Origin of the sequence: Enterobacter sp. Ap-867, assembly GCF_011752855.1 — a bacterium.
Classification (GTDB): Bacteria; Pseudomonadota; Gammaproteobacteria; order Enterobacterales; family Enterobacteriaceae; genus Cedecea.
This window is the reverse complement of record NZ_VWWS01000002.1, coordinates 572643-584294: the sequence shown is the minus strand read 5'-3', so window position 1 is coordinate 584294 and position 11652 is coordinate 572643. Positions and strand designations below refer to the sequence as shown.

The following is an 11652-nucleotide window of genomic DNA, read 5'->3' as shown; positions in this document are numbered from 1 at the left end:
ACCAATTACTCTGTATCAGCTACTAAGGCTCAGGAGACGAGCCCAAGCGCGCGTTTGACGGGGCCAAAACTGCGGCGATGGTGCTCGGTGGCACCATGCTCGGCCAGCTTTTCGAGATGAAAAGCGGTTGGGTAGCCCTTGTGCTGAGCAAAACCGTACTGCGGGAAGCTGAGATCCAGTTCGGCCATTTCACGATCGCGCGTGACTTTGGCAAGTATTGACGCCGCACTGATTTCTGCCACCCGGCTGTCGCCTTTAACAACCGCCAGCGACGGCATAGGCAACACAGGGCAACGGTTGCCGTCAATCAACACATATTCAGGCACAACATTCAGGCCCGCAACCGCACGCTGCATGGCCAGCATCGTGGCATTCAAAATGTTGATATTGTCGATCTCGTGCGGCTCGGCACGGCCCAGACTCCAGCTTAATGCCTTTTCGACAATTTCGTCATACAGCGCCAGACGGCGTTTTTCAGATAATTTCTTCGAGTCCGCCAGCCCTATAATCGGCTTTGCCGGATCGAGGATCACAGCTGCAGTAACAACGGCGCCGACCAAAGGCCCGCGCCCTACTTCATCCACGCCGGCGACAAGGTGCGTATGCGGGTAAACAAATTCGATCATTGAGCCAGCTCCAGCACGGCGTCCGCCGCCTGCTTGTCCGCATTACAACGGATCTGCTGATGCAAATCCCGGAAGGTGTCATGCATCTGATGGCTGACGGCACCGTCTTCCAGCAGCGGCTCCAGCGCACAGGCAAGCCCGATAGGCTCACATTCATTTTGCAGCAGCTCTTTAACCAGTTCGCGGCCTGCCAGTAAATTTGGCAGTGAAACGTAATCAGTTTTCACCAGCCGCTTCGCCAGCCAGAACGTGAACGGCTTCATGCGATAGCCAACCACCATCGGGCATTTGGCCAACATACATTCAAGCGCAGCCGTGCCGGAGGCCAGAAGCGCCGCGTCACTGGCAATCATCGCTTCACGTGCTTTTCCGTCCAGCAGATGTACATGCAGTTCGGGGGCAATCTCAGCTTTAATCTTTTCGAACTGCTCACGACGCTTTGCATTCACCAGTGGCACCACGACTTCCAGTGCAGGCCAACGCTTGCGAAGCAGTTGCGCTGTTCTGAGGAAGTCTGCGCTAAGCATTTCGACTTCAGCGCCGCGACTGCCGGGCAACAACGCCAGGCATTTTGCATCTGCCGCAATGCCTAACGTCGCACGCGCAGCGTTTTTATCCGGATCGAGCGGCATGGCATCCGCCATGGTATGCCCGATGAAACGACACGGTACATTAAACCGGTCGTAAAACGCTTTTTCGAAAGGCAGAAAAGCCAATACCAGATCGGTCGCTCTGCCAATTTTGAAAACGCGTTTTTGTCGCCATGCCCAAACGGACGGACTGACGTAGTGGATCGTACGGATCCCTTGTTTTTTGAGGTTGCCTTCAAGCGTGATATTGAAATCCGGCGCATCAATGCCGACAAAGACGTCGGGCTGCAGCTCGGTGAAGCGCTTCGTGAGATCGCTGCGGATCTGCAGCAGGCGACGTAAACGGCCAAGCACTTCAACGATGCCCATGACCGCAAGCTCTTCCATTTCATACCAGGCTTCACAACCTTCAGCCTGCATAAGCGGCCCGGCCACGCCAACAAAGCGAGCATCAGGCACGCGAGCTTTCAGTTCGCGAATAAGCCCAGCACCAAGAATATCGCCGGAGGTTTCTCCGGCGACCAGGGCAATCGTAAGGGGACGACCAGGCTTCATTAACGAATCAAACCGCGCGTGGAGCGGGCAAAGAATTCAATAAATGCATTCACTTCCGGATGCTGAGCTGCAATTTCAGCAATTTCCGGCTTCGCCTCTTCAAGCGTCTTGCCGCTGCGATAGAGGATCTTGTAGGCGTTGCGAATAGCGTGCAGCGCTTCTTTGCTGAAACCGCGACGCTTCAGGCCTTCAATGTTCACACCAAACGGCGTCGCATGGTTGCCCTGTGCGATAACGTAAGGTGGTACATCCTGAGCAACGCCGGAACAGCCGCCAACCATCACGTGGGCACCGATGATGCAGAACTGATGCACCGCAGTCATTCCACCGATGATGGCGTGATCCCCGATTTGTACGTGACCCGCAAGCGTTGCGTTGTTCGCGAGGATAACGCGATCGCCAATCTGGCAATCATGCGCAACGTGCGCATTGATCATCAGCAGGTTGTCGCTTCCCACCTTCGTTAATCCAGCATCTTGCACCGTGCCGCGATGGATGGTGACGCTTTCGCGAATGCGGTTGCGGTCGCCAATTTCCACGCGAGTTGGCTCACCCGCATATTTCAGATCCTGGTTAACTTCACCGATAGACGCGAACTGGTAGATCTCATTGTCACGGCCAATTTTGGTGTGACCATTGACGACAACATGAGATTTCAGCACCGTGCCTTCGCCGATTTCAACGTTTGGACCTACGAGACAAAACGGGCCAATGTGAACGTTAGCGCCAATGACGGCACCTTCTTCCACAATAGCGGTTGGATGAATAAAGGCGGACTTATCAATCACGTATTATGCCTCCCGGCTGCGTGCACACATCATGGTCGCTTCGCAGACAATCTTGCCGTCAACAATTGCGACGCCTTTGAAACGCGTCAAACCACGACGAGTTTTCTCAAAGGTCACTTCCATAATCATCTGATCGCCAGGCACAACAGGGCGCTTAAAGCGCGCTTCATCGATGCCAGCAAAGTAATACAGTTCACCCGGCTCAAGTTTACCCACGCTTTTGAATGCAAGAATACCGGTAGCCTGTGCCATCGCTTCCAGGATCAATACGCCCGGGAAAATAGGCTTACCAGGGAAGTGCCCCTGGAAAAACGGCTCATTTACAGAGACATTTTTTACTGCGCGCAGAAAACGACCTTCTTCAAAATCCAGCACGCGATCAACCAGCAAGAACGGATAACGGTGCGGCAGAAGCTCTAAAATCTCTTCAATGTGCAGAGTATGAGTGTCAGTTGTCAAAATACTCTTCCTGTCTAAATATTCTAAATGACAATAATAACACGGCCTGCGGCAATCAAAGAATGCCAGCAGGCCGCAAATCAAAAAGCGCGGCTTACGCTCCAGCCCTAATGGCCGGAAACACGGCAGCGCAGGGAGCAGGCGACGATCAGTCTTGTTGATTGACCTTACGTTCGATGGCTTTTAAGCGTTTGCTCATCTCATCGATGTTCATCACCAGGGCGGCGGTTTTACGCCACGCTTTGTTCGGTTGGAGCGGGATCCCCGAAGAGTAAACTCCCGGTTCAGTGATTGGACGCATCACCATTCCCATTCCTGTCACGGTCACCTTGTCACAGATTTCCATATGGCCGTTGATTACGCTGGCACCACCAATCATGCAGTAACGGCCAATTTTAAGGCTGCCCGCCATGATAACGCCACCCGCAACCGCAGTATTGTCGCCAATCACAACGTTATGTGCAATCTGGCACTGGTTATCAATGATAACACCATTGCCGATGATCGTGTCATCCAGGGCGCCGCGATCGATTGTCGTACAGGCACCAATTTCAACGCGATCGCCAATAATGACCCGGCCTAGCTGAGGAATTTTCACCCAGTTACCGCGATCGTTAGCGTAGCCAAAACCATCTGACCCAATCACCGTGCTGGACTGAATCAAGCACTGAGCACCGATTTCGATGTTGTGATAGATGGAGACATTGGCCCATAAACGGCTACCCGCGCCGATTTTGGTATTTTTTCCTACAAAGCAGCCAGCGCCGATCACCACGTTATCGCCCAGCTCAACGCCTGATTCGATAACGGCATTTGCGCCGATAGAAACATTTTGACCAAGCCTCGCGGTCGCATCAACAGCTGCGCTTGGCGCAATATTGCTTGCAGGCTGAGGCGTGGTATCAAGAATTTGGGCCATACGGGCATAGGTCAGGTAGGGATTCTTCACTACCAGCGCCGCGCTCTTAGCGTATGGAAGGTCGGCTTCGGTCATCACGACGGCAGAAGCCTGGCAGACAGCCAGCTGTTCACGATAGCGAGGGTTAACCATGAACGTAATGTGGCCAGACTGGGCAGTTTGCATAGATGCAACGCCGGTGATGACGATATCGCCATCACCGTGCAATTCTGCATCCAACTGCTGGGCTAATTCAGCCAGTCGAATTGAAGACATTACTTATTTAACCTGTTTCAGTACGTCTGCAGTGATGTCTTTAACGTCGTTACCTGCGTAAGCAACGGTGTTTGCATCCAGAACAACATCATAGCCTTTATCGTCTGCAACTTTCTTCACAGCGGCCTGGATACGAGTAACCAGTTTGCTACGCTCTTCGTTGGAACGACGGTTACGATCCTGCTCAAAAGCCTGTGCTTTTTCGGAGAACGACTGGCGCTGAGCCATGACGTCTTTTTCCATTTTGCTGCGATCTGAAGCTTTCATGGTTGAACCATCGCGCTGCAGGCGCTGCATTTTGGATTGCAGATCGTTTTCCATTCCCTGCAGTTCGCTGGCGCGGCCTTTGAACTCATTTTCCAGGGTTTTAGAAACACCGGTGTTTTGTGCGACCTGTTGGAACAGGTTGCCCATGTTAACTACTGCGATGCTGGAGGCAGCCTGAGCGCCGGCTGAAGCAACCATAGCAATCCCGAGACCTGCGGCAACTAACCACTTTTTCACTATAAACTCCTTACCATCCCATAGGCGTCCGAAGACACTGTTTTTTTGCGAGCACCTGCCAACTGACTAAACGGCTAACAGGTGCAGCGCCTCACTGCTGTTGCGTTCCATCGCGCAGAACAAATTACCAGGTTTTACCAATGTTAAACTGGAACTGTTCTGCCTTGTCTCCATCATATTTCTTATACGGCTGAGCATAAGAGAAGACCAGCGGCCCCAGAGGCGACATCCACTGCAGCGCAATACCTGCAGACATACGGATGTTACTTGGCGTGCTGTAATCAGGTATACCTGCCGCTCTGGTCGCGTCGGTGTTCTCCCATTTGGTATCCCAAACGGTACCTGCATCGACAAACAGGGAAGTACGAACAGAGTTTGCGTACTTCTCACTCAGGAACGGCGTCGGGGTAATCAGCTCAAGGCTGGCCACACCCATGGCGTTACCGCCCACCGCATCGTTAGAGTTACACACAGTACCAGTGCCACAGTTACGCTGGTTCGGGCCGTAATAAGCGGCTTTTGGACCAATGTTGTTTGACTGGAAACCACGCACGGTGCTGGAACCACCGGCATAGAAGTTCTCGTAGAACGGCAGTTCTTTACCACCCAGACCATCGCCGTAACCCCAACGGGTACGACCCAGCACAACCCACGTATGATTGTCATTGATCGGGAAATAACTCGCCGTATCTAACGTCACTTTGTAGAACTCGTTATCGGAACCCGGAATGGTGACTTTACCATTCAGGTTGACGCGAGAACCATCCGTCGGGAAGTAACCGCGGTCAAGGTTGCTGTATGTCCAACCATAGTTCAGAGTGAAGTCATCTGCCGAGAAACTGTTGTCGTTGGCATTCATAGTTGGGTGCTGACCCACAGAATCCAGGTAGCGCCACATAGCTATCTGCGGCTGCATGTTCGACAGATCGTTATGCACGTAACCCAAACCAAGGCGCAGCGTGTTGTATTCATTCACCGGGAAGCCCAGTGTTGTATCCAGCCCGTAGCTCTTGTTGGTGTAGTCAGACAGGTCCGCGTCATCAGCTTTAAAGTCGTTGAAGAAGATACGACCACCAAGGCTAACACCATCCACCGTAAAGTACGGATCGGTCGCTGACAGTTCCGCGTAGGTCTGGTAATCGTTTTTGGTGCCGCTGATCCCAACCGAGTAGCCTGTACCCAACCAGTTATCCTGCTGAACACCGACCTGGAAGCTCACACCGCTTTCAGTACCGTAGCCAACACCGAAGTTGAAGCTACCGGTGTTACGCTCTTTCACTTTATAGACAACGTCAACCTGATCCGGGCTGCCGGATACGCGCTGGGTGTCCACATCGACGGTCTCGAAGTAACCCAAGCGGTTCAAACGTTCTTTACCAGCATCAACAAGGTTGCTGCCCAGCCACGCCCCTTCCATCTGACGCATTTCACGGCGCAGAACGGCATCTTTACTGGTGTCGTTGCCTTCGAAGCGGATCTTACGCACGTAGTAACGGTTACCGGAGTCGACGTTAACGTGCAGCTTCACGGTTTTGTCTGCGTCATTAATTTCAGGCTGAGTCTGTACGCGCGGATAGGCGTAACCATAGCGACCCAGCAGTTTCTTAATGTCATCTTCCATTTTGGTGACTTTGGTGCCGTTATACAGCTCACCCGGCTGCATCTTAGTCAGGCTTTCAATTTCCGCAGAATGCCCGGCCAGATTGCCTTTCACATCCACACCGGCGATCTTGTACTGCTCGCCTTCGGTGATATTGATGGTCACATAAATGCTTTTCTTATCCGGCGTCAGGCTAACCTGCGTGGAATCAATATTGAAACGTGCATAGCCACGATCCAGATAGTAGCTACGCAGGGTTTCAAGGTCACCCGCCAGCTTTTGCTTCTGGTATTTACGATCGCCGACGACGTTCCACCACGGCACTTCATCACGCAGTTGGAATCGGGAGATCAGCTCATCTGTGGTAAACGCGTGGTTACCGACGATGTTGATCTGCTGGATTTTTGCGGAGACGCCTTCCTGGAACACCAGTTTCAGGTCAACACGGTTACGCGGCAGCGGCGTGACGACAGCTTTGACGCTGGCGCTGTACTTCCCGACGCTGTAGTAGAAATCTTCCAGCCCTTTCTCGATGTCGCCCAGGGTCGTGCGGTCGAGGGATTCCCCCACGCGTACCCCTGAAGCTTCAAGGTTCTGCTTCAGCATGTCATCTTTCACCGACTTGTTGCCGGAGAAGGTGATGCTGGCAATGGTTGGACGCTCTTTGACCTGCACAAGCAGCGTATTACCATCACGCAGCACTCGCACATCTTCAAAGTTGCCGGTGGCAAACAGTGAGCGGATTGTATTACTGATATCCTCGTCAGAGACGGTGTCGCCTACGCGAACCGGCATACTGAGGAGGGCCGCACCGACGGCGACTCGCTGCAGGCCTTCGAAATGAATGTCTTTCACCACGAACCCGTCTGCACCGTATACGGTGGCGCTGCTAAACAGCAGCGTCGCTATGAGGAGCTTTTTCATCGCCATCGTTGTTATGCGTTCTTCCTAACCTAATTCTCTCTATAAACGAGAGAAATCATTGAAAAGTGCAAGCCCCATTAATAGCACCAGCAAAATAGAGCCAATGCGATAACTGAAGTCCTGAACTCGCTCGGAAACCGGAGTGCCTTTCAGTTTCTCAACCGCCAAAAAGAGCAGGTGCCCGCCGTCAAGGACGGGAAGAGGAAACAGGTTAATGATCCCTAAGTTGACGCTGATAAGCGCCAGGAACATCAGGAAGTAAATTAACCCATATTCCGCCGACATACCTGCCCCTTGAGCTATGGAGATTGGCCCACTGAGGTTGTTCAGTTTTACATCACCGGTTATTAATTTCCCCAGCATGTTGACCGTCAGCTTCATCAGTTGCCAGGTTTTATCCGTGGCTTCTGCTACAGCGGTAAACGGCCCATACTGACGCACTGTTTTGTACTCGTCGGGCAGCGGGATAATTTTAGGTACTACCCCTGCAAACCCTTCTGCCTTCGCTTTACCCGGTTTTGTATCCGGTATCAGCGTCAAAGACAAGGGGCTCCCCTGTCTTTCAATCTCTAAGGCTAGCGGCTGACCTGGATTGTCACGCACCAGGTTAACAAACTCACTCCATTGAAGGAGTGGCTGACCGTTGACTTTAACGATCCTGTCCCCCGCTTGCAAACCTGCCTTATTGGCCGCGGACTGCGGCTGAACTTCGTCCAGCACGTTTTCAATTTGCGGACCACGGGGCCTGAATCCAAGTGATACGACCGGATCCTGCTTATCAGGCTCAAACTGCCAATGGCTTAGATCAAGGGTGACATCACGCGTTTGATTTGTCCCAAACGGCGCATAAGACACTCTCGCGCTCGCATCGCCAATCTTACCGATTAAAGCTAAACGAACAGCATCCCAATCAGGCGTTTCGATACCATCTATCGCTTTTAGTTCCATGCCGGCGCTAATTTGTGCTTCCGCCGCGATAGAGTTGGGGGTTATTTCACCGATCACTGGACGCAGGCTGGGAATGCCAATGATAGACACCAGCCAATAGGCAAAGATAGCGAAGATGAAGTTAGCGATTGGGCCAGCGGCGATAATCGCCGCTCGCTGAGAAACCGTTTTATTGTTAAAAGCAGCATGACGCATCTCCGGCAGCACCGGCTCAACGCGTTCATCCAGCATTTTAACGTAGCCACCCAGCGGGATCAGCGCGATAACAAATTCGGTTCCCTGACGGTCAGTACGACGCCAAAGCGCCTTACCAAACCCGATGGAGAAGCGTTCCACACGAACGCCACAGCGGCGAGCAACCCAAAAATGGCCGAACTCGTGCACGGTAATTAAAACACCCAGTGCAACGATAAACGCAGCCAAATTCCAGAGTATGCTCAACATAAAACCTTCCGTTAAATCGTCCTGAATACCAGAAGCAGCAGACAGGCAAACACCGGAACTGCCGCTGTCAGGCTGTCAATGCGGTCAAGAATACCACCATGTCCCGGGATAAGGTGACCACTATCTTTAATCCCTGCTTCGCGTTTGAACATACTTTCGGTCAAATCACCTAAAACGGAAGCCAGCGCGGCAACAATGGAACAGGTTAGCAGAACAACAGGTGCCACGTTCAAATTCGCCCACATGCCGAACAACAACGAGATGACGGCAGAAGTCGCAAGGCCACCAATAAACCCTTGCCAGGTCTTGCCAGGAGAAACCTTTGGCGCAAGTTTATGCTTGCCAAACATCTTCCCGAAGACATAAGCGCCAGAGTCTGCGCCCCAGACCAGGAACATCACATACAGTAACCAAACAGAGCCGCTGTAGTGGTTAATATCATAATGCCAGCTGCGCAACGCTACCATGCCCCAGAAGAAGGGAACAATGGTCAGCAGGCCAAAGACCAGGCGAAGCGGTTTGGAATTACGCCACAGCGCCGCAGAAGCCGGATAGAACAGAACCAGCAACAGCGCCGCTACCCACCACACTAGCGATGCCCAGAGTGAGAATTCGATTATCGGCAAATGCACCGAATGCCGATACTCCGGCAACGAAATCAGCATGACGGCAAGCAACAGACCACATAGCACCGCCAACCAGACACGTTGCGAACGCGCAACAAAACCGGCGAGTTGCCCCCATTCCCATGCGGCCAGCATACAAATCACCAGCGTAGCAATCGCAAATCCTACTGGCGGAAGCCAAAACAGCGCCGCGATGACAACGGGAATCATAATAAACGCGGAAATCAGGCGATACTTCAGCAAAAGTGACCCCCAACAGGCTTATTCACCACCAGGTGCTGTGCCACCAAAACGACGCTCTCGGTTTGCAAAAGCATTTAGCGCACCTTCAAAGTCTTGTTCATCGAAATCAGGCCAAAGAACATCGGTAAAATAAAGTTCCGCATAGGCAATTTGCCAGATGAGGAAGTTACTGATGCGATGCTCTCCTCCTGTCCTAATTACTAAATCTACGGGAGCCAGTTCATGCATGCAGATCTGCTGACCGAGCAGTTCTTCATCTATCTGATCCGGGCGCAATAAGCCTTCCTGCACCTGCGACGCAAGCTGTCGCACTCCCTGAATGATATCCCAACGCCCGCCATAATTCGCAGCGATATTGAGCGTCAGCCCAGTGTTCTCACTGGTTAATGCTTCAGCTTTTTTGATTCTTTCCTGCAGGCGGAGATTAAATCGGCTGGTATCGCCGATAATACGCAAGCGAACATTATGACGGTGCAGGCTTTTCACCTCACTGTCTAATGCCCAGACGAACAGCTCCATCAACGCGGTCACTTCCTGAGCGGGGCGGTTCCAGTTCTCGCTGCTAAAAGCGTAAAGCGTCAGCGCATCGATACCGTTATTCGCTGCAAAAGTCACAGCGCGGCGTACCGATTTCGCGCCAGCTTTATGACCGAAAACCCTCATTTTACCCTGACGCTTAGCCCATCGGCCGTTGCCATCCATGATGATGGCAACATGGCGGGCGCCATGCGTAGTTAAGGATTCGCTTAATTGTTGATTAGCAGACAACATAACGCGTAATGATTCCCTGAAAAAAATTAAGCGGTACTCAGGAATATTGAAGCCTGGTGCATAAAAAAGCCGTGTTGTGACACGGCTTTCCACTCAACGCTCAGTCACATCTGGCGATTAAGTGGCGCAGACTATATCACTGAAGCACAAAGCGAACAAATGGCGGCACTTCAGCCGGATGAATTATCACCGGCTTGAGAGGTGCATCACTTGTTTGCTGGCGATTTCACGAGCAACAGCGTCCACACTAAGCACTTCATCCACACTTTGTGGATCAGTTAAATTCATTTGATCCAGCACGCTGCGGTTCAGCACTGCGATATCCGTAAATCTGACCTGCTGATTCAGGAACGCCTCAACAACCACTTCGTTTGCCGCATTTAGCGCGGTTGTCGCCGCCTGCCCCTGCGCGCTGGCATCAATGGCTAACTTAAGGCATGGATAGCGCTCAAAATCAGGTTCCATGAAAGTCAGCGAACCGATTTTGCAGAAATCGAGTGGTGTAACACCAGATTCTACGCGCGCGGGGTAAGCCATCGCATGGGCAATAGGCGTACGCATGTCGGGCTCACCAAGCTGAGCCAGCACGCTGCCATCGCGGTAACGAACCATAGAATGAATGACAGACTGAGGGTGAATCAGCACTTCCATTTGTGCAGCTGAAGCGTTGAACAACCAGCGAGCTTCAATGTATTCGAGACCTTTGTTCATCATAGTGGCAGAGTCGACGGAAATCTTACGCCCCATCGACCAGTTCGGGTGGCTGCATGCCTGATCCGGCGTCATCGCCGTCAGGTCTGCATAAGCCGTTTCCCGGAACGGGCCACCCGATCCGGTGAGGATAATAGACGACACGCCATTATCTTCGAGGCTAGCGTATCCCAGGTTACGCTGGATTGTTTCCGGCATACTCTGAAAAATGGCGTTATGTTCGCTATCGATAGGCAACAACTGCGCTTTGCTACGAGCAACCGCTTCCATAAACAAACGCCCGCAGGTAATCAGCGACTCTTTGTTCGCCAGCAGAACCTGCTTACCGGCGGAGATAGCGGCAAGCGTTGAAGACAGCCCTGCCACGCCCACAATAGCAGCCATCACCTGATCCACTTCGTCAAGCGTAGCAACTTCGCAAGCGGCCTGCTTACCGGCCAAGACTTCAGTTTTACTCCCCTGCTCTTTCAGGGTACGACGGACTTCCGCCGCCGCAGACTCACTGGCCATGACCGCATACTTCGGCGAGAACGCCAGGCACTGCTCCACCATTTTCCCGACATTAGTGCCCGCAACCAGAGCCGTAACGGCAAATTTTTCAGGATTATGACGAACGACGCTAAGCGTGCTGACGCCAATAGAGCCGGTGGAACCAAGAATAGTGAGCTGCTTCATGAGGTACTCGGGGT

11 protein-coding genes are annotated in these 11652 nt (G+C 52.5%); all 11 read right to left on the bottom strand.

The window, feature by feature from the left end:
- Nucleotides 1-29: 29 nt before the first annotated feature.
- Entirely contained in the window at nt 30-626 is a 597-nt protein-coding gene (gene rnhB, locus F3J26_RS10285) for a ribonuclease HII (protein ID WP_166993610.1), read from the bottom strand.
- Entirely contained in the window at nt 623-1771 is a 1149-nt protein-coding gene (gene lpxB, locus F3J26_RS10280; protein ID WP_008456946.1) for a lipid-A-disaccharide synthase, read from the bottom strand. The genes rnhB and lpxB overlap by 4 nt, the downstream gene beginning before the upstream one ends.
- Nucleotides 1771-2559, bottom strand: coding sequence for an acyl-ACP--UDP-N-acetylglucosamine O-acyltransferase (gene lpxA / locus F3J26_RS10275; protein ID WP_008456945.1), 789 nt, complete (start codon nt 2557-2559; stop codon nt 1771-1773). Before lpxA ends, lpxB begins: the two co-directional genes overlap by 1 nt.
- Nucleotides 2560-2562: 3 nt before the next feature.
- Nucleotides 2563-3018, bottom strand: coding sequence for a 3-hydroxyacyl-ACP dehydratase FabZ (fabZ, locus tag F3J26_RS10270; protein WP_039290428.1), 456 nt, complete (start codon nt 3016-3018; stop codon nt 2563-2565).
- A 148-nt stretch (nt 3019-3166) separates the two neighbouring features.
- Nucleotides 3167-4192 carry a UDP-3-O-(3-hydroxymyristoyl)glucosamine N-acyltransferase gene (gene lpxD / locus F3J26_RS10265; RefSeq protein WP_008456942.1) on the bottom strand — a complete coding sequence of 342 codons (1026 nt, stop codon included), beginning with the start codon at nt 4190-4192 and terminating at the stop codon, nt 3167-3169.
- 3 nt (nt 4193-4195) lie between these two features.
- Nucleotides 4196-4696 carry a molecular chaperone Skp gene (gene skp / locus F3J26_RS10260; protein ID WP_008456940.1) on the bottom strand — a complete coding sequence of 167 codons (501 nt, stop codon included), beginning with the start codon at nt 4694-4696 and terminating at the stop codon, nt 4196-4198.
- 124 nt (nt 4697-4820) lie between these two features.
- A complete protein-coding gene (gene bamA / locus F3J26_RS10255) occupies nt 4821-7226 on the bottom strand; it encodes an outer membrane protein assembly factor BamA (RefSeq protein ID WP_008456939.1) in 2406 nt (801 codons plus the stop codon).
- A gap of 33 nt (nt 7227-7259) precedes the next feature.
- Nucleotides 7260-8612 (bottom strand): sigma E protease regulator RseP, encoded by a 1353-nt coding sequence (rseP, locus tag F3J26_RS10250; protein WP_166993608.1) that lies wholly within the window; start codon nt 8610-8612, stop codon nt 7260-7262.
- Nucleotides 8613-8623: 11 nt separating this feature from the next.
- Nucleotides 8624-9481 (bottom strand): phosphatidate cytidylyltransferase, encoded by an 858-nt coding sequence (gene cdsA / locus F3J26_RS10245; RefSeq protein WP_008456935.1) that lies wholly within the window; start codon nt 9479-9481, stop codon nt 8624-8626.
- An 18-nt stretch (nt 9482-9499) separates the two neighbouring features.
- A complete protein-coding gene (ispU, locus tag F3J26_RS10240; protein ID WP_008456932.1) occupies nt 9500-10252 on the bottom strand; it encodes a (2E,6E)-farnesyl-diphosphate-specific ditrans,polycis-undecaprenyl-diphosphate synthase in 753 nt (250 codons plus the stop codon).
- A 186-nt stretch (nt 10253-10438) separates the two neighbouring features.
- On the bottom strand, nt 10439-11638 hold the full coding sequence (gene ispC, locus F3J26_RS10235) for a 1-deoxy-D-xylulose-5-phosphate reductoisomerase (protein ID WP_166993606.1): 1200 nt from the start codon (nt 11636-11638) through the stop codon (nt 10439-10441).
- Nucleotides 11639-11652 lie beyond the last annotated feature (14 nt).